Origin of the sequence: Bradyrhizobium sp. C-145, from assembly GCF_023375135.1 — a bacterium.
GTDB classification, from domain to species: Bacteria; Pseudomonadota; Alphaproteobacteria; order Rhizobiales; family Xanthobacteraceae; genus Bradyrhizobium; species Bradyrhizobium zhanjiangense.
Genome location: NZ_CP088150.1, coordinates 1686880 through 1710291 on the forward strand (window position 1 = coordinate 1686880; position 23412 = coordinate 1710291).

At 65.0% G+C, this 23412-nt stretch carries 19 protein-coding genes; 9 read left to right on the plus strand and 10 right to left on the minus strand.

The window, feature by feature from the left end; genetic code table 11:
* The first annotated feature begins 98 nt into the window (after nt 1-98).
* Complete coding sequence (locus LRP30_RS07915) at nt 99-2420, plus strand: xanthine dehydrogenase family protein molybdopterin-binding subunit (RefSeq protein WP_249759939.1); 2322 nt, start codon at nt 99-101, stop codon at nt 2418-2420.
* A gap of 180 nt (nt 2421-2600) precedes the next feature.
* Here the strand turns inward: LRP30_RS07915 and LRP30_RS07920 are convergent, their stop codons facing one another.
* From LRP30_RS07920 to LRP30_RS07930, 3 genes are read right to left on the minus strand one after another with little or no spacing between them, the layout of a single operon-like run.
* Entirely contained in the window at nt 2601-3797 is a 1197-nt protein-coding gene (locus tag LRP30_RS07920) for an acyl-CoA dehydrogenase family protein (RefSeq protein ID WP_249759940.1), read from the minus strand.
* A gap of 15 nt (nt 3798-3812) precedes the next feature.
* The gene (locus LRP30_RS07925) at nt 3813-4961 is read right to left on the minus strand and encodes an acyl-CoA dehydrogenase (RefSeq protein ID WP_249759941.1); all 1149 of its coding nucleotides are present in this window, start codon (nt 4959-4961) and stop codon (nt 3813-3815) included.
* A 4-nt stretch (nt 4962-4965) separates the two neighbouring features.
* Complete coding sequence (locus LRP30_RS07930) at nt 4966-5817, minus strand: enoyl-CoA hydratase (protein ID WP_249759942.1); 852 nt, start codon at nt 5815-5817, stop codon at nt 4966-4968.
* A 142-nt stretch (nt 5818-5959) separates the two neighbouring features.
* Between LRP30_RS07930 and LRP30_RS07935 the strand changes: the two genes are divergently transcribed.
* The 6 genes from LRP30_RS07935 (at nt 5960) to LRP30_RS07960 (ending at nt 11438) form a co-directional block, all read left to right on the plus strand.
* A complete protein-coding gene (locus LRP30_RS07935) occupies nt 5960-6568 on the plus strand; it encodes a LemA family protein (RefSeq protein ID WP_249759943.1) in 609 nt (202 codons plus the stop codon).
* A gap of 198 nt (nt 6569-6766) precedes the next feature.
* Nucleotides 6767-7630 carry a YgcG family protein gene (locus LRP30_RS07940; RefSeq protein WP_249761722.1) on the plus strand — a complete coding sequence of 288 codons (864 nt, stop codon included), beginning with the start codon at nt 6767-6769 and terminating at the stop codon, nt 7628-7630.
* A 3-nt stretch (nt 7631-7633) separates the two neighbouring features.
* Nucleotides 7634-8131, plus strand: coding sequence for a TPM domain-containing protein (locus LRP30_RS07945; protein WP_249759944.1), 498 nt, complete (start codon nt 7634-7636; stop codon nt 8129-8131).
* A 405-nt stretch (nt 8132-8536) separates the two neighbouring features.
* Entirely contained in the window at nt 8537-9550 is a 1014-nt protein-coding gene (locus tag LRP30_RS07950; protein ID WP_249761723.1) for a hypothetical protein, read from the plus strand.
* 93 nt (nt 9551-9643) lie between these two features.
* Nucleotides 9644-11194, plus strand: coding sequence for a hypothetical protein (locus LRP30_RS07955; RefSeq protein ID WP_249759945.1), 1551 nt, complete (start codon nt 9644-9646; stop codon nt 11192-11194).
* 79 nt (nt 11195-11273) lie between these two features.
* Complete coding sequence (locus LRP30_RS07960) at nt 11274-11438, plus strand: hypothetical protein (protein WP_176945357.1); 165 nt, start codon at nt 11274-11276, stop codon at nt 11436-11438.
* Between the two features lie 9 nt (nt 11439-11447).
* Here LRP30_RS07960 and LRP30_RS07965 read toward each other — a convergent pair whose 3' ends face one another.
* The 3 genes from LRP30_RS07965 to putA form a co-directional block, all read right to left on the minus strand.
* Nucleotides 11448-12095 carry a glutathione S-transferase family protein gene (locus LRP30_RS07965; RefSeq protein WP_249759946.1) on the minus strand — a complete coding sequence of 216 codons (648 nt, stop codon included), beginning with the start codon at nt 12093-12095 and terminating at the stop codon, nt 11448-11450.
* Between the two features lie 166 nt (nt 12096-12261).
* A complete protein-coding gene (locus LRP30_RS07970) occupies nt 12262-13467 on the minus strand; it encodes a CoA transferase (RefSeq protein WP_249759947.1) in 1206 nt (401 codons plus the stop codon).
* 115 nt (nt 13468-13582) lie between these two features.
* Nucleotides 13583-16582 (minus strand): bifunctional proline dehydrogenase/L-glutamate gamma-semialdehyde dehydrogenase PutA, encoded by a 3000-nt coding sequence (gene putA / locus LRP30_RS07975; RefSeq protein ID WP_249759948.1) that lies wholly within the window; start codon nt 16580-16582, stop codon nt 13583-13585.
* A gap of 114 nt (nt 16583-16696) precedes the next feature.
* Between putA and LRP30_RS07980 the strand changes: the two genes are divergently transcribed.
* On the plus strand, nt 16697-17158 hold the full coding sequence (locus LRP30_RS07980; RefSeq protein ID WP_025032087.1) for an Lrp/AsnC ligand binding domain-containing protein: 462 nt from the start codon (nt 16697-16699) through the stop codon (nt 17156-17158).
* Between the two features lie 173 nt (nt 17159-17331).
* Here the strand turns inward: LRP30_RS07980 and LRP30_RS07985 are convergent, their stop codons facing one another.
* From LRP30_RS07985 to LRP30_RS08000, 4 genes are all read right to left on the minus strand, one after another.
* Entirely contained in the window at nt 17332-17532 is a 201-nt protein-coding gene (locus LRP30_RS07985) for a cold-shock protein (RefSeq protein ID WP_008563500.1), read from the minus strand.
* A gap of 208 nt (nt 17533-17740) precedes the next feature.
* A complete protein-coding gene (locus tag LRP30_RS07990) occupies nt 17741-18049 on the minus strand; it encodes a cytochrome c (RefSeq protein WP_164939686.1) in 309 nt (102 codons plus the stop codon).
* Between the two features lie 12 nt (nt 18050-18061).
* Nucleotides 18062-19261 (minus strand): molybdopterin-dependent oxidoreductase, encoded by a 1200-nt coding sequence (locus LRP30_RS07995; RefSeq protein WP_249759949.1) that lies wholly within the window; start codon nt 19259-19261, stop codon nt 18062-18064.
* 333 nt (nt 19262-19594) lie between these two features.
* Nucleotides 19595-21325, minus strand: coding sequence for an adenylate/guanylate cyclase domain-containing protein (locus tag LRP30_RS08000; protein ID WP_249759950.1), 1731 nt, complete (start codon nt 21323-21325; stop codon nt 19595-19597).
* 424 nt (nt 21326-21749) lie between these two features.
* Here LRP30_RS08000 and LRP30_RS08005 point away from each other — a divergent pair, with 424 nt between their 5' ends.
* Entirely contained in the window at nt 21750-23339 is a 1590-nt protein-coding gene (locus LRP30_RS08005) for a glycosyltransferase family 39 protein (RefSeq protein ID WP_249761724.1), read from the plus strand.
* The last annotated feature ends 73 nt before the right edge of the window (nt 23340-23412 follow it).

A 23412-nucleotide genomic window follows, 5' to 3' on the forward strand; every position in this document is an offset into this window, starting at 1 on the left:
GTGGCACGCAATGCTGATGTGCTGCGGCTCGGTTGTATCGACTGCAAAATCGGCTAAAATCGCCGCGGTCGTTTTCCGGATTTCAAGGACATAACGGAATGAACATTCTTCCCGGCAATTTGCGTTTCGGAGCGGGCCAGCCCGTCAAGCGTTTGGAAGATCAGCGGCTGCTCACCGGGAAGGGGCAATTCATCGACGACAAGCCGGAGGACGGCGCGCTGTGGTTGCATGTGTTGCGCTCGCCGCATGCGCACGCGAAGATCGTCTCGATCGACACCAGCGCCGCGGCTGAGATGCCGGGCGTCACTGCGGTCTATACCGGCGCGGACCTCGTCAAGGACGACATCGGGGGCATTCCGACGCTCAACATCTTCAAGCGTCCCGACGGCAAGCCGATGACGGTGCCGCCGCGCCGGCTGCTCGCCTATGAAGTCGTGCGCTATGCCGGCGAAGCGGTCGCTGCAGTGGTGGCCGCCTCGCGCACTGAGGCGCAGAGCGCGGCCGAAGCGATCGTGGTCGAATATGACGTGCAGCCGGCGGTGGTCGATCCGGTCGAGGCGGTAAAGCCCGGCGCGCCCGTGGTGTGGCCGGAGGCGCCCGACAACATCGTCGGCGCGATGGCTTACGGCGATGCGGCCAAGGTGGACGAGGCGTTTGCCAAGGCCGCGCATACCGTCGAGCTCGATCTCGTCAGCCAGCGCCTCGTTCCTTCCGCGATGGAGCCGCGCTCGACCATTGCCGAGATCGACAAGAAGACCGGCCGCCTGCTGCTGCATGTGCAGTCGCAAACGCCGGCCTCGACCCGCGACGTGCTGGCGGAAGCCGTGCTGAAGCGTCCCAAGGACAGCGTGCGCGTGCTGGTCGGCGACATCGGTGGCGGCTTTGGCCAGAAGACCAACCTCTATCCCGAAGATGGCCTCGTCGCCTATGCCGCGACCAAGTTGAACCGGAAGATCCGCTGGCGCGGCGATCGCACCGACGAGTTCGTCGGCGGCACCCACGGCCGCGACCTCACCTCCACCGCCTCCTTCGCGCTGGACGAGAAGGGCAAGGTGCTGGCCTATCGCGTCAAGTCGATCGGCTGTACCGGCGCCTATTCCTCGGGTGCGGCCAACATCATCCCGCTGGTGCTCGGGCCGTTCGTGCAGACCGGCGTCTACGATCTGCCGCTGGTGCATTTCGAGGTGCAGTCGGTGATGACCCACACCGCGCCGGTCGGAGCCTATCGCGGCGCGGGCCGACCCGAAGCCGTTTTCATCGTCGAGCGCCTGTTCGACGCGGCTGCGCGCAAGATCGGCATGGATCCGCGCGCGATCCGCAAAGCCAACTACATCAAGCCGGCGCAGCTGCCCTACACGAACGCGGCAGGGCAGGTTTATGATTCCGGCGCTTTCGCGCATATGCTCGATCGCGCCGTGAAGCTCGCCGATTGGGATGGCTTTGCCGCGCGCAAGAAGGCCGCGAAGAAGAAGGGCCTGCTCTACGGCCGCGGTCTCACCTCCTATATCGAATGGACCGGCGGGCGGGCGCATACCGAGAAGGTCAGCCTGCACGCGACCTCGCAGGGCCGCGTCGTCCTGCATTCCGGCACCATGGCGATGGGGCAGGGATTGCAGACCACCTACACCCAGATGATCTCCGACACGCTCGGTGTCTCCATGGACAAGATCGACGTGGTTCAGGGCGACACTGATCTGGCGATGGGCTTTGGCAGCGTCGGCTCGCGCTCGCTGTTCGTCGGCGGCACGGCCGTTGCGGTCTCCTCCAACGATCTGATCCAGAAGGCGCGCGAGAAGGCGGCGAACGTGCTGGAGACCTCGGTCGAGGACATCGAGTATCAGGGCGGCATGCTCACCGTGGTCGGTACCGATCGCCGCATCAGCCTGTTCGATCTCGCCGAGAAGGAGAGCGGCGCCAAGCTCAGCGTCGATTCCGAGGGTGAGGTGGATGGTCCGAGCTGGCCGAACGGCACGCATATCTGCGAGGTCGAGATCGATCCCGAGACCGGCGTCTCCCGCGTCGTGCGCTACACCACCGTCGACGACGTCGGCATCGCCGTCAACCCGATGCTGGTGACGGGCCAGATTCACGGCGGCGTTGCGCAAGGTATCGGTCAGGCGCTGTATGAGGGCGTGGCCTATGACGCCGACGGCCAGCTCCTCACCGCGAGCTACCAGGACTACTGCATTCCGCGCGCCGACGACGTGCCGCCGATCGTGGTGACGCTGGATGATTCCGCGCCCTGCCGCACCAATCCGCTCGGCGCCAAGGGCTGCGGCGAATCCGGCGCCATCGGCGGCCCGCCCTGCGTCACCAATGGCGTGATGGACGCGCTGGCCGAGCTCGGCATCACCCAGCTGAACACGCCGTTGACGCCGCAGAAGATCTGGCAGGCGATCCGCGATGCAAGGGCGGGGTAGGAGTTCTCCGTCGCTGCCCCAAACTCAGCTCGTCGTCCCGGCGAAGGCCGGGACCCATAACCACCGAGTCAAATTTGGCGAATGCTGGTGGTTATCAGCTTCGCACCACAGCTTCTCCCCGGAGTATGGGTCCCGGCCTGCGCCGGGACGACAGCGGAGAATGCAGCGCTAGCTCGAGCCTCAAATCCCCAGCATCATCTTAGCGATGATGTCGCGCTGGATCTCGGAGGTGCCGCCGAAGATCGTATAGGCGCGGCCGTTGAGATATTCCGGCATCACCGTCAGCATCTCCTCCGGGATCGCCGGCTCGTGGTTGAGCTTGTAGAGCGGGCGCATCGGCTCGACGGCGAGCGCGTCGTGGCCGATCACGTCGGCCCCGAGCCGCGTCACGGCTTGCCGGATTTCGCTGTTGCGCAGCTTCAGGATCGACGACACCGCGCCGGGATTTTGCCCGGTCTGCAGCGCCGAGAGCACGCGCAGCTCGGTCATCTCCAGCGCATCGATGTCGATCTCGACCTCCGAGATGCGGACTGCGATATCGGGGCTGTCGATCGCGCGGCCCGTGAGGTCGGACTCGGCGAGGTCCGCGATCGCCTTCAGGCCCTCGCGCAGCTTTGCTGAGGCGATGCCGGAGCCGCGCTCGAACTCGAGCAGATATTTGCCATAGGTCCAGCCCTTGCCTTCCTCGCCGACGCGGTTGGCGACAGGCACGCGCACGTCATCGAAGAACACCTGGTTGACCTCGTGGTCGCCGCCGATGGTGAGGATCGGACGCGTGGTGATGCCCGGCGTCTTCATGTCGATCAGGATGAAGCTGATACCGTCCTGCTGCCGCGGCCCGTCGCTGGTGCGCACCAGCGCGAACATGCGGTTGGCGTGGTGGGCATGTGTGGTCCAGATCTTGGTGCCGTTGATGACGTAGTCGTCGCCGTCGCGCACCGCGCGCGTCTTCAACGACGATAGATCGGAGCCGGAGCCCGGCTCGGAATAGCCCTGACACCAATAGTCCTCGCCGGAGAGAATCCGCGGCAGATAAAAATTCTTCTGCTCGGGGCTGCCGAAACCGATGATGACGGGCCCGACCATCTTCACGCCCATCACGTTGACGTTGGGCACGCCGGCGCGCGCGCATTCGGTCTCGAAAATCCAGCGCTGCGCCGGTGTCCAGTCCGGTCCGCCATATTCGACTGGCCAGCCCGGCGCGCCCCAACCCTGCTTGTGCAGCGCACGCTGCCAGGCCATGCCGATGTCGGGATCGGAGAACACCGATGGTGTCAGCGCCGTTGCGCGCTTCATCTCCTCGGTGAGGTTTTTCGCAATGAAGCCGCGCACCTCGTCGTGGAAGGCGCGCTCCTCGGCATTGAACGACAGGTCCATGAGGCTCTCCCAGTGTCAGGCCGGCGCTTTGGTGCGGCCCAGCGCGGCGTGGCGGGCATAGTGGTGCGCGCTGCCGCCGAACAGCGTGTCGAAGGCCACGAGCCGCTTGAAGTAGGCGCCGACCTCGAGCTCCTCGGTGACGCCCATGCCGCCGTGAAGCTGGATCGACTGCTCGCCGACGAAGCGCGCACACTTGCCGATCTTCGCCTTCGCACCCGAGGCGGCCCGCGCGCGTTCAACGGGATCGGCGTCGGCTTTCAGCGCAGCGCGCAGCGCCATCGAGCGGGATTCGTCGACCTGCATCGCCATGTCGGCGAGGCGGTGGCGGATCACCTGGTTGGCCGAGAGCGATCGGCCGAACTGTTTTCGGATCTTGGTGTATTCCAGCGTGGTGTCGAGCAGCGTCTGCATGATGCCGACAGCCTCCGCACCGAGCGCGGCCATGGCGCGATCGACCGCCCATTCGATGGCGGGCAGAGCATCGCTGCCGTCGCCGAGCAGAGCGTCTTCGGGTAGATGCACGTCGCACAGCTCGATGTTGCAGGCGCGTCCGCCGCCAAGGCGCTGATAGTCGCTGATCGCAATGCTCGGCGTCGTCGCCGGCACCAGGAACAGGCCGATCCGTCCCGAAGGTCCCCGATGATCGTGAACATGCGCGGAGACGATGATCTCGTCCGCAGCATGGCCGTCGAGGACGGCGATCTTGCTGCCGGAAAGGCGCCAGCCCTGCGCCGTTTTGTCCGCGACCATCGCGACCTTGGCGAGATCGAACCGTGCCGCGCGTTCGGAATGCGCCAATGCGAGCTTCAGTGATCCGTCCGCTACCTTGGGCAGGCTCGCTTGCTTCTGCTCCGTAGTGCCGCATCTAGCGATCAGCGCGGCTCCCAGCACCACGGTTGCGACATAGGGCTCCGACACCAGCCCGCGGCCAAAAGCTTCCATCAGGATGCCGACATCGACCGCGCCGCCGCCGAGCCCACCAAATTCCTCCGCGATCGGCAGCGCCAGCCAGCCGAGCTCGGCGAACTGTTTCCATACCAAAGGGCTGAAGCCGAGCGGATCGTTCGCCATCTTGCGGCGATGGTCGGCATCGTAGCTTTCGGCCACGAACCGTTCCGCGCTCTCGCGCAGCAGGCGCTGCTCGTCACTGAGATTGAGGTCCATGGGGCTACTCCGCCACTGGCGGCTTGCGCACGGAGGGATGCAGGCCGGAGGGATCGACGATCATGCCGAACTCCTGGAGATTATGGGCGTGGCAGAGCTGATGCAGCGCAAAGGCCTGATCGATCGCGGCGGGCTGGCCCATCACGTCCACCGAGCGGTTCACCGCCTCCTTGGTCAGCTTCAGCGCAAAGGACGGTTTTGTTGCGATCCGCCGCGCTAGCGCCAGCACGCGCGACGACAGCTCCGCGCGCGGCACGACCTGGTTGACCATGCCGAGCTGATGCGCCTCCTGGGCGCTCCAGCTGTCGGCGGTGAACAGGAATTCCTTGGCCTTGCGTGGGCCGAGCTCCCAGGGATGCACGAACCATTCGACGCCGCAGACGCCCATGGTGACGACGGGGTCGCAGAACTGCGCATCGTCGCTGGCGATGATGAGGTCGCAGGCCCAGGCCAGCATCAGCCCGCCGGCGATGCATTTGCCATGCACCTCGGCAATTACAGGCTTGGCGAGGTTGCGCCAGCGCCGCGTGATCTGGAGATAAATTTCCTGCTCGCGCGCGAAGCGGCCATGGGCACTGGGCTCGGCAAAACCGCCCCAATTTCCAATCGGCGGAAAATCGACTCCCGCGGCATTCTTAGCCCCGGGGCGCAGGTCATGCCCGGACGAAAAGTGCGGACCGTTGCCGGCGAGGATGATGACCTTGATTGCATCGTCCTGCACCGCCGCATCGAAGGCGGCGTTGAGGTCGTAGGTCATTTGCAGGTTCTGCGCGTTGCGCGCCTCGGGCCGGTTCATCACGATCCGGGCAATCGCCGGATCCGGTCGCTCCACGAGGATGGTCTCGAACGAGCTCATCGCTTTCCCCTGGCGTTTCCGTTCTTGTTTTGCCCGAGTTGACTATGTGGGCGAGCGATAGGCAAGAGGCTTGCGGCAGTCGGCTGCTTTTCTCAGGCGCTTAATCTGGTAGTTTGCACCAGATTCCACCGGGAGAAATTTGATGCGCAAGATCCTCACCTTGCTGGCGGCGTTGGCCTCGCTGAGCCTGACCAATTGCGGCTACAACGCGATCCAGAGCGAGGATCAGCAGATCAAGGCCAATTGGTCCGAGGTGGTGAACCAGTATCAGCGCCGCGCCGATCTCGTGCCCAATCTCGTCAACTCGGTGAAGGGTTTTGCCCAGCAGGAGAAGGACGTGCTGCTCGGCGTCACCAATGCCCGCGCCAAGGTCGGCAGCATCCAGGCAACGCCGGAGGTATTGAACGATCCCGCTGCCTTCCAGAAATTCCAGGCCGCCCAAAGCGAGCTCTCCAGCGCGCTGTCGCGGCTCCTCGTCGTCACTGAGAACTATCCGCAGCTCAAATCGGATGCCCTGTTCAAGGATCTGATGTCGCAGCTCGAAGGCACCGAGAACCGCATCACGGTGGCGCGAAACCGCTACATCAAGGCGGTACAGGAGTACAACGTCACCGTCCGATCGTTCCCGACGAACCTGACCGCGATGGCGTTCGGCTACAAGGAGAAGCCGAACTTCTCGGTCGAGAACGAGAAAGAAATCTCGACTGCGCCGAAGGTGGACTTCAACCCGGCGCCGGCGCCGTCGAAGTAAGCACGCATCGTTTCGCGAATGCCCTTAGCCCCACCCACCGCCGTCATTCCCCGCGAAGGCGGGGAATCCAGTACGCCGCGGCTTCACCGTAGTCCTCTGGCGTCTCTGGAATACTGGATCGCCCGGTCAAGCCGGGCGATGACAGCGAGGTTTTGGCGCGCCCGCTCTGCCTTCTTACAGCGCGGCGTTCTCCTGCTCATGCTGTGTCTCGCCTTTGCGCTCGCAGCCTCAGCCGACGTCGCCGTGCCGGAGCTCACCGGCCGCGTGGTCGACCAGACCGGCACGCTGTCCAGCAGCGACATAGCCGCGCTGTCGCAAAAGCTGCGCGACTTCGAGAACCGCAAGGGCAGCCAGGTCGCCGTCCTGATCGTGCCAACGACACAGCCGGAGACGATCGAGCAGTTCTCGATCCGCGTTGCCGAGGCCTGGAAGATCGGGCGCAGGAAGGTCGATGACGGCGCGATCCTCATCGTCGCCAAGAACGACCGGCATTTGCGCATCGAGGTCGGCTACGGGCTCGAAGGCGCGCTCACCGACGTCACGTCGCGGCGGATCATCGATGAAGTCATCACACCGAAATTCAGGACGGGCGATTTCAGCGGCGGCATCGGCGATGGTGTCGATCGCATGATCCGGGTCGTCGACGGCGAGCCGCTGCCGGTTCCCTCGCCGACCGTCAACTTCGGCCATCTGGACGACCTCGCGCCGCTTTTCATCGTGACGCTGTTTGCTTCGATCGGGGTCGGCGGGTTCTTCCGGGCCATGCTGGGGCGGCTGCTCGGATCCTTGACGACCGGAGGCATTATCGCAGCGCTGACCTGGCTCATTCTCGGCTCTCTTGCGCTCGCGATTGGTCTCGGCATTCTCGGCTTCATCATCGGATTCATCGCCGATCTATTTTCGGCGATGGGACCAAGCACGCGATCCTCGCGCGGCGGTTCGTGGTCGAGCGGCTCATCGGGAGGCGGCTGGAGCGGCGGCTCATCGAGCGGCAGCGACAGCGGCAGCTTCAGCGGCGGCGGGGGCAGTTTTGGCGGCGGCGGCGCCTCGGGGAGCTGGTAGGTCATGAGCATGAAGCGCATTGCCAGACACCTCGTGCAGCATCATTGGCGGGCAAAGCAGATTTTCCCGCAAGCCGTGCTCGACCGCATCGAGCAGGCGATCAAGCGGGGCGAAGCCACCCATTCCGGCCAGGTCCGCTTCGTGGTCGAAGGCGCGCTTGATGGCCGCCCGTTGTTCCGCAACCAGCCGGCGCGGGCGCGAGCGCTCGATGTGTTCTCGCATCTGCGCATCTGGGACACTAAGCACAACAACGGCGTCCTCATCTATCTCCTGCTCGCCGACCGCGACGTCGAGATCGTGGCCGACCGCGGCATCGACGCGAAGGTTGGCGCGGAAGGCTGGGAAAGGATCTGCCGGGCGATGGAGGCCGAGTTCAGGTCGGGCCAGTTCGAACGCGGCGTGATCGCCGGCATCGAGGCCGTGTCGTGCGAACTGGTGCGGCATTTTCCGCCGCAAGGCCCGCATTCGAACGAGCTGCCGGATGCGCCGGTGCTGATGTAAGCGCGGGCCGATAACCCGCACTCCGTCATTGCGAGCGCAGCGAAGCAATCCAGGCTGTCCCCGCGGAGAGATTCTGGATTGCTTCGCTGCGCTCGCAATGACGATGCTGAAGCAGCTTGCTCAACTCTCTCACCGTCGCCCTCGCGCAACGGCGAAGCCATTGTCGCTGGAGGCGCGAGCGCAGCGAGCTTCGAAGGGTGACGGCCCGGCCGTTGCGCCGCCGTTCATCTTGCCCGATTACAATTTGTTGCACGCCGCCACGCCGGTTCCACTTTCCTGGCCAAATTCGGCCTCGGACGAGTTCCTAAAATTTCGGTAAGCGGGTCCTAAGGTAAGGATTTCGCAAGCAATGAAAGTTACCAAAAGGTCAACCTAGACTGGAGTATTTGAGCCGTGAGCGAACCAATGCCCGAGCAGGCCGCCCTGGATCATGGCGCCGTCGAAGCCGCAGCGACAGCGCCGCAGGCCGTCGAGGCTGCCGGGATCGAGGCCCCCTCGATCGCCCCCGACCACGAGGCACCGCCCAAGCCCGACCCGGTCAAGATCGAGCCGCCAAAAATCGAGGCACCAAGGATCGAGGTGCCGAAGTTCGAAGCCAAAGCTGAACACAAGGCTGAACCCAAAGCCGAGTCCAAGGCTGAACCCAAGGTCGAGCCCAAGGTCGAGCCGAGTCCCGGCAAGCTGATCGTGATGGCGCCCTCGGAGCGCTCCTGGGACCGCGAGGATTTTGCTCCCCACATCAAGGCGGAGGAACCGCGCGAGACCGCCGGCAAGCGTCGCCTGTCGGCGATGGCCGCGGTGGTGGCGATTGCCGCTTGCGTCGGCGCGATCAGCGGCGCGCTCGCGACCGCCGGCATGATGCACTTTGCTGCCCCGGCCCCGGCGCCGGTTCATGTCGCCGATACCAGCGCGCTGGATGCTTCCGTCGCGCGGATCGATGCCGATCTCGTCGCGCTCAAGGCCAATGTCGAGCACAGCGCGAAAACCGGCGTCAGCCAGCTCAACCGGGCCAACGACCGTCTCGACAAGCTCGAGAAGGCGCAGGCCGAGCCGATGGCCAAGATCGCCAAGCTCTCGGAGACGGTCGACAAGCTCCGCGCCGCGCCGCCGGCCCCTGCGCCGGCCGCAGCCGCCGCGCCCGCCAAGGAGACCACCGGCTCGATCGCACCGACCCAGGTCGCGACCGCCCCGGCTCCGACGCCCGCCGCGCCCAAGACCGAGGTCGGCCGCCTGCCGACGATCGAAGGCTGGAGGCTGCGCAACGCCGCCAATGGCGGTGCGCTGATCGAGGGCCGCGACGGCCTCTACGAAGTATATCCCGGCGATCCCATCCCCGGCATCGGCCGCGTCGATGCGATCCGCCGCCAGGATGGCCGCTGGGTGGTCGTCACCAGCAAGGGCCTGATCATCGCGCGCTGAGCGTCCGATATTCGACCTTCGAAGAGGCGCTTCACCACCATGTGAAGCGCCTTTTTGCTTGAATAGGCATCCCCGCGCGGTGTTACTGGAGACATGAGCCGCGCGTTGCGAATTTTCGTTGCTGTCGCTGCATTGTTGGGCGGCGTCGTTTCGCTTTCCGCTGGGGAGAACGCGCAACTGGCGCGCGGCACGGCGATCACCGATCCTGATCTGTTGCGCCGGCTCGATCAGAGTGACGCGCTCACGATCGCGCGCCTGCTATGGCCGGAGCGGAACGCCGACGTTCCGCTCACGACCGACCTGCTGTTCTCGTCGCTGCCGCAGCTCAAAGCGATTCCGCCGGCGATCGATGCGGAATTCGACCGCTACATCTCCAGGTATAAGGCGACATATCCGGCCGAGACGATTGGCGTTGGCGAGGGTCTTGACGCGCAGTTGTTCGACCTCGCCAATCTGAGATCGCGCGACACGCGTTTCGTCCTCGCCGGCATCGTCAACCGCATGGACCGCGCCTATGTCTCGGAGGAGTCCTGTGGGGAGATCCGGCTGATCTACCGTCTCGCGCGTTTCGAGAACAGGCCGGACGGCGGCAAGACCGCGACGCGCCTGCCGATGACGCTCAATCTGGTCATGAAGGCGCGCGATGCGCGCCAGACGAACGGGAACGGCAATCCCATCAGCTGCGCCGAGATCGCGCGGCGCTGGCTCGACAATGGCGACTGGCAAGATCTGATCGGAAGTCGCTTCTCCCCTAATGACGCCATGCTCGATCGTATCGAGACCAACATCCAGGTCTCCGTCGCGCCGAAATCGGCGCTGCACGATTTCCGCTCCGACTATCTGCTCAAGGTGTTCAAGTACGACGCTGCCACCAAGCAGTTCGAGGAATCGACGCTGGAGAACCAGATCGACCGCGACCGGATCCTTGCCGACGATGCGCTTCGGCGCGGCTTCAGGGATTGGTTGCTCGCGCCCGAAAATCTGCGCGAGTTCGATCGCGGCACGGTGCTGATCCCCGAAAAATTCCTGGCGATGTCTGCGGTGGTGCCGACACCCGCCGGGCTCGATGCCTCCGCCTTGCAGCCGGAGTTCGGCATGATGCAGGGAGAAGGAAGCGCGGAGGGCAGCGACGATCCCGTTTTCAGCGATGACGACGTGGTCGGTGCTTTGAAGCAGGCTGCCGCGCGCGGCATCGATCTGCAGAACGTCCGCTCGGTCGCGGGCTTTCAGCGCCGCCTCAACGACGTCACCTGCGCCGGCTGCCACCAGACTCGCGGCATCGGCGGCTTCCATTTCCCGGGCGTGGATTGGCTTGCAGGCCAGCCGTCCAATTCCGCCATCGTGCCGGCCTCGCCGCATTTCTTCGGCGATCAGGCCCGCCGCCGTGAAATCCTGACCGCATTCGCCGCGGGCAAGCGCCCTGATTTCTCACGCGGATTTGCCAGCCGGCCGCAGACTCGTGGCAGCCGCGAACTCGCTGGCACCGAATATCAGGACGGCTGGGGCGCGCATTGTTCCCTGCAAACTGCGGGATCGGGAACGGCGGACAAGAGTTTTACGTCATGGAGCTGTGCTAGAGGTCTCACCTGTCAGGCTGCCGCGGCCTCGCGCCGCATCGGCATGTGCTTCATCAAGACGCGTTAGCGCGTGATCCGAAAAAGTGTCTAGCGGTTTTCCAAAGGATCACGCGCAAGATAAAGCAGCCAAGCGATTTGGATGACCCATGACGGATACGAGCGAGGCCAACAAGGAGCGCAATCGCGAGATCGCGCGCAATGAGGAAGCCAAGCAGGTCACCGGCAGCATCCGCGTCAGTATCTGGGCGGTCGCGATGGCGGTTATCATCGGTGGGATTCTGTTCACGCTCGGCTGGCTGGCGCTGCGGTAGCCGGCGTCCTCACTTCGCGTAATTCGTCATCCGTTTTCCCGGCAGCAGCTCATAGGCCGGCTTCCAGCCAGGCAGGGCGGCCATGCGGCCGAGCCAGGCGTGGATGGCGGGATGGCTCGCGGCAAAATCGAAGCCGTGCTCGTCGCTCGGATAGTGCAGATAGGCCATCATCGAGATGTCGGCGACCGTCGGCCTTGCGCCGATCGCGAATTCATTGTGCTGGAGGTGTCCGTCGAGGATGCCGAGAAAATCCTCGAGCCGCCGGCGAAAATGCTTCAGCACCTGCGGGTCGTTTTTCTCGGTGAAGGCGCGCATGAAGCGATAGGTCGCCATGTAGCCGGTGAGCTTGTGGTTGTCCCAGAACAGCCAGCGCAACAGCTCGAACTTTTCCTCGTCCGTCTCGGCGCCGAAACGCCCGTACTGATCGGCAAGCTTGAGCAGGAGGGGCGCGGTCTGCGTCATCTTCACGCCGTCGATTTCGAGCACGGGGATCTCGCCCATCTCGTTGACGGCCTTGCGCCATTCCGCCGTGCGCGTGACGCCGCCGCCGAAATCGGTCCAGACCGGCTCGAACGTTTCGCCGCAAAGCGTGAGCATCAGCGCCAGCTTGTAGCTGTTGCCGGATTCGGGGAAGTAGTGCAGGCGATAGCTGGGCATGGGACCTCACGGTGACGAGTGTGGTCGTGAAATTATATCGGGATAGTACGGCATCGTCATTGCGAGCGTAGCGAAGCAATCCAGCAATGCATCCGCGGATACAGTCTGGATTGCTTCGTCGCAAGGGCTCCTCGCAATGACGGTGTTCGGAGCGAGCGACTCGGCCTTACCCCACCGCCCCCTTCGCCCGCAGCTGCCTGATCGCCGCCTCGTCGTATCCCGCGCCGCGCAAAATCTCGTCACTGTGCTCGCCGACGCCGGGCGGCTTGCGCGGCTGGACCTTCCTGGCGCCATCGATCCAGATCGGGCTGTTGATGGTGAGCATGGTGTCGTTCTCGAACGGCACCAGCACCTCGTTGTCGAGCATCTGCTTGTCGTTCGGGATGTCGTCGAGAATGGCGACGACGCCGAACACGAGGCCATTGCCGTCGAGGATATTGCGCCATTCGGCGAGATCCCTGGTCGCGAAAGTGTCGTCGAGAATCTTGATCAGCTCGACGGAGCGGGCGTGGCGGTCGGCCTTGGTGACGAAGCGGGGATCGTCGATCAGATCCTCGCGCCCGAGGCAGCGCGCCAGCGTCGGCCACTGTCGCTCCTCGTTGAGCAGGGAAAGGATCAGCCAGCGGCCGTCCTTGCACTGGTAGTGGTTGGCGACCGCGTTCAACGCGCGCTCGCGCGGGCGCCGCTCGCCGAACTTGGAGCCGCAGAGTTTCGCCTGCGCCAGCACGCTCGCCGCCCATACCCCGTTCGCCATCAGGTTGGAGGCGACATGCGAGCCCTTGCCGGTCTTCTCGCGTTGATAGAGCGCGGTGACGATGGCGCCATAGAACGCCATCGCGCAGGGATGGTCGCCCATGCCGGCGACCGAACGGGCGGGTGTCGTATCGGTATCGGCGCGGACGAGGTCCATCAGGCCGGAGCGCGCCCAATAGGCGTTGCTGTCGAAGCCGGGCTTGTTGGCCTCTTCGCCCTTCTCGCCATAGCCGGTGAAGGAGGCGTAGATCAGCCGGTCATTGAGATGGGCGAGATGGTCATAGGTGATGCCGAGCTTGGCGCGCACCGGCGGCGGCATGTTGGTGATGAAGACGTCGGCCTCCGCCACCAGCTTGTAGAGCACGGCCTGCGCTTCCGGCTTGGAGAGGTCGAGCGCGATGCTCTTCTTGTTGCGGGCCTCCAGCAGCCAGGCGAAATTGTGCTCGCCGGTCGGATAGCCCGGAAGGTTCGGCAGATTGCGGTAGGGATCCCCGGTGCCGGGCGGCTCGATCTTGACGACGTCGGCGCCGAAATCCGACAGCACCGTCGCGGCCGCGGGCGCTGCGATGAAGCTCGCGCAGTCCAGAACCTTCAGCCCCGCAAAAATGCCCTTTTCCATCGCGGCGTTGCTCCCTCGCTCTTGTCGTTTCCCGCGCGCTGGAATTGGCGCGAGCCCATCATGGGAGCATTAGACCGATGTTTCCGCGGGATGCAACGGCGCCTGGCGCAGGGCCTCACTCCTCCCCCGCAAGCAACGCAGCATTGCCACCGGCTGCCGCGGTGTTGATGGTCACGGTCTGCTCGGTGGCAAAGCGCGCGAGGTAGTGCGGGCCGCCGGCCTTGGGGCCAGTCCCGGACAGGCCGTTGCCGCCGAACGGCTGCACGCCGACCACGGCGCCGATCATGTTGCGGTTGACGTAGATGTTGCCGACCTGGACGCGATCGATGATCGCCTCGATGGTGTCGTCGATGCGGGAGTGGACGCCGAGCGTGAGCCCGTAGCCGGTGCGCTCGATCGCTTGCAAGACACGTTCGAGGGTCTCGGGCCGATAACGGACGACGTGGAGGATCGGGCCAAACACCTCCTCGGTGAGCTGGCCGGTGTCCTTGAGCTCGAAGATGTGCGGCGCGACGAAGCAGCCCTCCGGTGCGTGGCCTGCAAAGTGCAGCCGCGCCTCCGTCTTCATCCGCGCGATGTGGGCATCGAGACGCTGCTTGGCCTCGCGATCGATCACCGGCCCGACATGGGTTGCAACGTCGCTGGGATCGCCGATCTTCAACTCGCGCGCAGCGCCTGCGATCATTTCGATCATGCGGTCGGCGACGTCCTCCTGCACGAACAGCAGCCGCAGCGCCGAGCAGCGCTGGCCGGCGGAACGGAACGCCGAGGTCACGACGTCGTCGGCGACCTGCTCGGGCAGCGCGGTCGCATCCGCAATCATGGCGTTGATGCCGCCGGTCTCCGCGATCAGCGGCACGATCGGCCCGTCCTTGGCGGCGAGCGTCCGGTTGATGGCGCGCGCGACCTCGGTCGAGCCGGTGAAGACGATTCCGGCGATGTCCGCATGCGCGGTCAGCACGGCGCCGATACGGCCGTCGCCGGTGACGAGATGCAGCGCGCTGTTGGGGATGCCGGCTTCGTGCAGCAGGGCCACGGCCTCGCGCGCGATGCGCGGCGTCTGCTCGGCGGGTTTGGCCACAACGCTGTTGCCGGCCATCAGCGCCGCGGTGACCTGGCCGAGGAAGATCGCGAGCGGAAAATTCCACGGCGAGATCGCAACGAACACGCCGCGACCGCGCATGGCGAGCGCATTGCTCTCGCCGGTCGGGCCCGGCATGGCGGCATCAACGCCGAACAGCTTGCGGCCCTGCGCGGCGTAGTAGCGGCAGAAGTCGGCGGCCTCGCGCAGCTCGGACAGCGCGTCGTCCAGCGTCTTGCCGCCCTCGGCTTGCAGCAGTGCGATGAAATGGGCGCTGCGGCTCTCCAGCAGATGCGCGGCCTGCTCCAGCGCCGCCGCGCGCGCAGCTGCCGGCGTCCGGCTCCAGGCGGCAAAGCCGGCGCGCGCCGCAGTCACTGCTGCGTTGGCCCGATCCGGCGTCGCGTCAGTGATGGGCTTGAGATCGGCCGCTGCGGCCTTGACGTCGGCCAGCAGCCGGTCGAGTGCGGCACGCTCACCGAATTCGACGCCGCGCGAATTGCGGCGCTCCGGCGCAAAGAGATCGCGGGGCAGCGGAATCTTGGAATGAGCCGCCTGTTGCGGACGTTCGATGGCATCGGCCGGACGCTGCAACAGCGCCGGGACCGGCACGCGATAATCGGCCGCCTGGGCCACGAAGGAGGAGTTGGCGCCGTTCTCCAGCAGCCGGCGCACCAGGTAAGCGAGCAGATCGCGGTGGCTGCCGACCGGTGCGTAGGTGCGGTAGGCGATGTCAGCATGGTCCTTGGCAAGCCGCTCGTACAGCGCTTCGCCCATGCCGTGCAGGCGCTGGAATTCGAAGCCGCCGCTCTTCCCGGCAAGCTCGAGCACGGTCGCGACTGTCAGCGCGTTGTGGGTGGCGAATTGCGGGAAGATGCGGGGCCGCAAGGCGAGAAGCTGCGAGGCGCAGGCGACGTAGTTCAGGTCCGTCATCGCCTTGCGCGTGAACACGGGATAGCCGTCGAGCCCGCGCTCCTGCGCGCGCTTGATCTCGGTGTCCCAATAGGCGCCCTTGACCAGCCGCACCATCAGCTTGCGGTCATGCGCGCGGGCCAGCGCTTCGACATAGTCGATCACCGCGCTCGCGCGCTTCTGATAGGCCTGGATCGCCAGGCCAAATCCGTCCCAGCCGGCAAGCGAGGGATCGGCGAGCGTTGCCGCGATCACGTCGAGCGACAGCTCCAGCCGGTCGGCTTCCTCGGCATCGACGGTGAAGTTGAGGTCATGGGCCTTCGCGCGCTGCGCCAGGTCCAGCAGCAGTGGCACAAGTTCGCGCATCACCCGCTCGCGGCTGATCGCCTCGAAGCGCGGATGCAGCGCTGAGAGTTTGACCGAGATGCCGGGCCGGTCGGGGAGGGGATGGTTGCCGGCAGTCTTGCCGATCGTCTCAATGGCGCTCGCATAGGCGTCGAAATAGCGCTTGGCGTCCGCTGCCGTGCGCGCGGCTTCGCCGAGCATGTCGAAGGAATAGCGCGGCTTCTGGCCGGAGCGCGGCCGGCCGCGCTCCAGCGCCTGCTCGATGGTCTCACCCAGCACGAAATGATTGCCCATCAGCCGCATCGCCTGGCGCGTGGCGGTGCGCACGGCCGGCGCACCGAGCCGCTTCACCAGCCGGCCGATGGTGCCATCAGGCGTCTCGCCGGGTTGGATCACCCGCGCCGAGATGCCGAGCGCCCAGGCCGAGGCATTGACCAGGAAGGCGGTGGATTTGGTCTCGTGATGGATGAAATCGCCCTCGCCGAGCTTGTCCTCGATGAACTGGTCGGCGGTGCGTGCGTCAGGCACGCGCAGCAGCGCCTCGGCCAGCACCATCAGCGCGAGCCCCTCCTTGGTCGAGAGCGCAAACTCCCGCAGCATGTCCTCGACCCCGCCGAGCCGGTCGTCGCGCTTGCGAATTGCCTCGATCAGCCGCGTCGCGGTGCGGTCGATCCGCGCCTCCTGCGGCGGGCTCAGATGCGACGCCGGCAACAGGCGCGCGGCGATGTCACCATCATCGGGCGCGTAAGGGGCGGAGAAGGGTGACGGAATGTTCGGCATGGCGTGTCCTGTGGCTGAAATCCAGGATAAGGCCCGCGTGACCGTAGCTCGATAGACAATTTAACGGAATTGCCTTAGAAAATGAAGGTCATTACCCGTTTAGCCGCGCAAAATATGGAACTTGATCGAACAGACCGGAAAATCCTCTCGATTTTGCAGGAGGATGGGCGCATCGCCAATGTCGAGCTCGCCGAGCGCATCGGGCTGTCGCCGACGTCGATCGGCGAGCGGCTGAAGCGCTTGCAGCGCGAGGGCTTTGTCGAGGGCTACGGCGCCCGGCTCAATCCGCACCGGCTTGGCCTCGGTCTGTTGGTGTTCGTCGAGGTGCTGCTCGACAAGACAACGCCCGACAATTTCGAGCGTTTCGCGCGTGCCGTGAAGCTCGCGCCCGAGGTGCTGGAGTGTCACATGGTTGCCGGCGGCTTCGACTATCTTGTCAAGGCACGGCTGGCAGACATGACCGCCTATCGACGCTTCCTCGGCGAGACCCTGCTGTCGATGCCGGGCGTGCGCGAGACGCGAACCTATGCGGTGATGGAGGAGATCAAGCGCGACGCACCGTTGCCGGTGGGTTAGCGAAGTGCTGTCGCGATTGTCATTGCTGTGGCGTTGAATGAGCAGTCTTCACGGAAAAAATAGCTATCCTTGTGCAATCGCAACGCCTGTCGTCGAATGCACTGGCCGTCTTCTGAAAATTTTTTGGCCCCGCTCCCGGACAGATCCGGGAGGCAGCAATGGCTGGCGCGGGCTTATACTTTGAGGTTCTCTGCGGAGGTCTTGCCCCGGTTTGCGATCTCTTCGTATTCCACCGTCTGTCCCTCATTGAGGGTGGACAGACCGGCCTTCTGCACTGCCGAGATATGCACGAACACATCCTTGCCACCCGACGCAGGCTGGATAAATCCATAACCCTTCGTCGGGTTGAACCACTTGACCGTACCTTTAGCCATCACGACTTCTCCGCGGGTCTTCCTCCGAGATCTCGAACCGCCAGTCCCCGCCAACCGGCCGGTTCGGTCCTAACAAGATACGCGGAATGTGGCAGGCTTGGTAGCTCAAACCACATCGGCATTTCGCCGAATTCCGCTCAACTTCGCAGCGTTTTTGCCGGTTTTGCCCGTTTCGCGGTCAAATGGCCGGCACGCGGCGCGCCATCCGTCAATAAGTCGCGGCCAGATAATCGACGATCTTGCCGACATCGGCATCGTCGATCGGTGCGCCATAGACCTTGATCATCTTGGTCACCTCGGCCTGCCAGAAGGCCTTCTTGTCCTTCATCGGTGGCTGCGTGGCGATGTAGTCGGACGAGTGGCAGGCGCCGCAATTGCTCTGCACGACCTCGAGATTGGGCCCGGGCTTGAACGCGGCGACCTCCTCTGGGGTTTTGTAATTGACCGGCGCCGCGAGTGCCGAACCGATCACGGCGACGAGGGCGAGCGAGATGGCGAGGAGAAAGGTGCGCTGCATGATCATTCTCCTTCAGGCCACGCTGACGCGGACGGTTTCGACGACGTTGCGTAAGTAACCCGCCGGGTTCCAGCGCGGCGTGTCCGGCTGGGTCTCGCCGCCATTGCCGGTGGCGCGGACCTTGAGCTCGTGGCTGCCAGCGGCGAGCTTCACCGGCAGCTTCCATTCGCGGAACGAGTATTTGCCGAGGTCCTTGCCGAGCTTGGCGCTGGTCCAGGTCTTGCCGCCGTCGGTGGAGACCTGGACCTCCTTGATGCCCTTGCCGCCGTCGAAGGCGATGCCGCGCAGGGTCACAGCTCCCGCCTTCAGCTTGGCGCCATCCGGGACGCTGGTGATGAAGGAGCGGATGGTGAAGCGGTTGATCGGGATGGTCGCCTTCGGCGCCGTGCCCGGCTCGACCGCATTGTTCGGCGTATCGGGAATGCGATAGGCCGACTTCATCCAGAAGCCGTCATAGACGTTGTCGATGACCGTGATCTCATTGAGGTGCTTGACCCAGTAGGTGCCGTAATAGCCGGGCACGATCAGGCGCAGCGGGAAGCCGTTGAGGAACGGCAGGTCCTCGCCGTTCATGCCATAGGCCAGCATCACCTCGCCGTCGGTGGCGTGATCGATATCGAGCGCCTTGATGAAATCGGGCGTCTTGTCGTTGACCGGGCCGTCCATGCCGTTGAAGGTGACCTGCTTGGCGCCGGCCTGCACGCCCGCCATCTCCAGCACCGCCTTGAGCGGCACGCCGCGCCAGCGCGCATTGCCCATGGCGCCGTTGGCGAGCTGGCCGCCAGCGACACGTGGCTCGAAGAAGCCGCGGCTGTTGCCCGAGCACTGGTTGACGGCGACGATCTCTGTCGCCTTCATCTTCTTGATGTCTTTGAGCGACAGCTTCAGCGGCTTGTCGACCTTGCCCTTGACCTCGAGCGTGAACTTGTCGGGATCGAGATTGTAGGGCAGGTCGGAGAGATGATAGCGCACGAAGAACGCGTTGTTCGGCGTGATCGGGCCGTCGTTGAAGATCGCAAAAGGCGTCTCGAGCTGCGGCGGCCGGCTGGTCAGGCTGATCATCGGCCGCTTCTGCGGATACTTCACCAGCGGCCGTTCGCCGTTGGCAAAGGGCAGGGTGACGGTGTCGAGCGCCAGCGCTTTGGTTGAGCTCAGTGTGGCCGCAAGTGCGGAAAGACCCGCTCCCTTGAGCAGGTCGCGTCGATCAAACATTCTGGTCCCCTCCCGGAGCTTTTCGTTGGATCACGGTCATCACCGCGATCCTGCGCTCATCTGTTGCAACGATTTGGACGAAGTCAATTCGTGCTTTCGCAGCAAGCCCATGCCGCTGCGTTGCAGCAGGCCGGTGTTACGTGGTGATGAGAGGGACTAGAGTTGTAACGGCAGCGACGGTGCGCTCGACCTCTCCCGCTTGCGGGAGAGGTCGGCGCGGAGCGCCGGGTGAGGGCTCTCTCCTCTGGGGGATTGTCCCGTTGTCGAGACACCCTCTCCCCAACCCTCCCCCGCAGGCGGGGGAGGGAGCGCACCTTCCGTGTGGCTTGCGCGCTACGCCGCGACGCGCACGCTCCCGTCGACCAGCGCCGTCAATTCCCTCGCATCCGCGATGACGCGCACTGCCATCGGCTCGTCGCGGCCGCGGATCGCGACCTCCTGCTGCGGCAGGGCATGCTCGACAAGGCCGGCGGTGCGGCCGACTTCCTCCGAGATGATCGCTTCGCAAGCCAGCGTCTTGGTCATGTCCTGGAGGCGGGCGGCGACGTTGACAGCATCGCCGAGCGCGGTGAAGACGATGTGATCGCGATAGCCGATGTCGCCAATGATGACCTCGCCGCCGTGGATGCCGATGCCGAAACGGATCGGCTGGCGCAGATCGTGGCTCAGGAGCTCATTGAGCTCGTCGATATGCGTGGCGATCCCCGCGGCCGCTTTCAGGGCCTGCCGGCAGGCCTCTTGCGGATCGGCCGACAGCCCGAACAGCGCCAGCATGCCGTCGCCGACGAACTGGTTCGGCTGGCCTCCGTTCTCGATCACCGCCTGCGACACCGCGCCGAGGAAGCGGTTGACGATGAAGACGGTGTCGAACGGCAGCCGCTTCTCGGCAAGCTGCGTCGAGCCGCGCATGTCCACGAACAGGCTGACGAGATAGCGCTCCTGGCCGATTCTGGCGGGCGTCGAAGCCTGCGCATTCGCGGAGAGTGTGTGCGGGGTGAAAAGCTGAAAGAAGGAGAGGTCCGACGTCGGCCGCAGCTGGCAGGCGAGCCTGATCGAGGGATCGCTGGTGCCGACGCGGGTCAGCACGAAGGCCTCGCGCTGCGACGGCTCGGGCAGGGCGCCGTGATCGCCGATGATGCGGATGCGGCAGGTCGAGCAGCGGGCGCGGCCGCCGCAGACGCTGGCATGAGGTACATTGTGGCGCAGGCTCGCTTCCAGCACCGACAGTCCTTTGGGGACCCGCACCGTCTTGCCGTTGCCGTAGGACAACGCGATCATGCCGCCGCGCCGTTCGCGCAACGCGCGCACGCCGCGCGCCGCCAGCGCCAGTCCGAGCAGGCCGAAATAACCGACGGTGAGGCCGCCGGTGATGTGGTCGAGCGTATTGCCTTCCGCGACCGTGCCGACCTGGCGGCGGGTGAGATTGTGCGTACGCCATTCTCCATCGTCGCTCTCGACGGCGATGCTACGGCCGCCCTGATAGATGCCGAGCAGCGACAGCGTCGGGATCAGCACGGCCGCCGCGAGCAGATAGGGTGCCGCGCGCGTGAAGAACAGCTTGAGGCGAAGCCAGAAGAAGATGCCGATGCAGCCGTGCACCCAGGCAACCAGAAGCAGGATCGTCATCTGCCAGAGCCGGCCGGGCGATGCGACGAAGAACAGATAGAGTTCCTGCGGATACAGCTTTTGGTGTCCGTACAGCGTCTGGCCGAGCCGCACCCCGATCACATGCGCCATGACCAAAGCGGGGATGCTCAAGCCCAGCACCAGCTGGAGCGGCTCGATCGTCCGCCAGCGGAACTGCCGGCGCTGGTACAGCGCGTAAAGGCCGAGCCCCATATGGGTGAGTGCGGCCGTGTAGAACACGATCGCGACGGGGAGGAACTGCCAGAATAGGGTGTGGTAGTAGACCCCGGCCTCCATGGCATCGACCGAGATGTTGCCGAGTGCATGGTTGAGGAAATGGCTCACCACATAGGAGAACAGGATGATTCCACAGATAAGCCGCACCTGCCGCACGCTGGTGGCACGGACGACGGACATCTGTATGGGAGCGGTGGCCATGATTCGGTTGTATCAGTTCATGAAGGAGAACAGCCAGCGTAGCGTTTAATTCCAGGGCTGGACAGGTTGTGAGGTCACATCCGCGGCAAGGTTACGGAATCGTAGGGTGGGCAAAGGCGCCTTGGCGCCGTGCCCACCATTCCGCGTCCTTCCGCTCCGCCGTCGTCCCGGACAAACGCGCCCCAAGCGCGCGCCGATCCGGGACCCATAATCACAGGAAGATGTTGTGCGACGGGCTGGTAACTCCGAGTCTTCGCCAAACTCCACCCTGTGGTTATGGGTCCCGGGTCTGCGCTTCGCTTGCCCGGGACGACGGTGGCGGCCCGCATTGACTCCCCCTCCCAGGTTGGCGAAAAGCGCGGCCGTGACGACAGCTCCTGACATCACCGTGCCCCTCCGCGGCGCCGCGCGCCGGCCCTTCGTGATGGCCGCAGCGATCATCGCCGCGATGACCGTGCTGCGCATCGTCTACGCCTCCGCGATCGAGTTGCGCACCGACGAGGCCTATTATTGGACCTGGTCGAAGGAGGCAGCGCTCAGCTTCCTCGATCATCCGCCTGGCATCGCCTGGATCATTCGCTTCGGCACTGCGATCTTCGGCGACACCGCGCTCGGCGTCCGCTTCGGCGGCATCGTCGCGATGCTGGTGACGCAGCTGCTGCTCGCCGACATGGTTCGCCGCCTCACCCATGATGCGCGCGCGGTCATGATCGCGGTGCTGATGCCGGAGGCCGCGCTCTATTACGGCCTGCTGATGGCCAAGGTCGCGCCCGATGTCGCCATGGTCCCGTTTGCGGTGGCGATGATGTGGTCCTTCGTGCGGCTCGCGCAAAGCGGCGATGGACGCTGGTGGCTCGCGGCCGGCCTGTTCGCGGGTCTGTCGATGCTGTCGAAATTCACCGCGATCATGTTCGCGCCGTCCGTTGCCGCCTTTCTGCTCGTGCCGGATTGGCGCTGGCGTTGGCTGCGCAGCCCCTATCCCTATCTCGCGGTGCTGGTCGCGATCCTCGTGTTCTCGCCGGTGCTGATCTGGAATGCGCAGCATGACTGGGCCTCGTTCCGCTTCCAGGGCGTGCGCGCCACCGCCAGTTACGGCATCTCGCTGCGCACCATCGGCGATTACATCGGCCTGCAATTCGGCCTAGTCGGCTTCGTGATGCTGCCGGTGGTGCTGACGGGCCTGGTGCTGACGGCATGGCGCGGCTATCGCACGCGCGAGCCGGTCGCGATCCTGTTGTCGACCGCGGTGCTGGTGCCGTTTCTCTATTTCTTGGTCAAGTCGATGACGCTTCGGGTCGGCGACACCTGGCCGATGTTCATGTGGCCGGTCGGCTTCGCCGCGGCGGCTGTGAACCTCGCAACGATGACGAAGGAGGGCTGGTCGGCGCGCATGCTCAGATCGTCGGCGTTCTGGGCCAGGACATCCATCACCACGGGCATCGCCTTCGTCGTCATCGTGTTCCTCTACTACGTCGCCGCGCCCTGGAATCTGCTGGGCAAGATCGACCCGATCGGCGCGGAAGCCGGCTACGAGCAGGTCGCCGCGCGCGCGCAGGCCGCGCTGGACGAGACCGGCGCGACCTGGATCGCCACCACGGACTATCGCACCTACGCCATGATGCGCTGGCTGTTCAGGGGCCGCGTGCCCGTCGTCGAGATCAACGAGCGCGGCCGCTTCCAGGATTTCCGCGATGCCGGCATGGATCGGATCCAGGGCCACGCCGGCATCTATGTCGGGCGGGAGCCGGACAATCGATCATCGCTATGGGAGAGCATCCCGGCGAAACGCGAGCCGCTTGGCCAGGTCGAGCGCCGCTGGCGTGGGCGCGTGATGGACACCTATGTGCTGGAAAAGCTCACCGGCTGGACGCCGGAGCTTTCGCCGCCGAAGGATTCGCCGCTGTTTCAGTGGCGCGTGCTGGCGGGAGAATTCAGCGCGAGGCTCGCGCGGTTTCTCTTACCCTCCCCTCGAGGGGCAGGGTCGATCGCGCACAGCGCGAGCGGGGTGGGGTGATCTCTCCACTCGGGCAGGGTTCGATGGGGAGAGACCGTCACCCCACCCCGTCTCACATTTAGCTCCGCTCAAT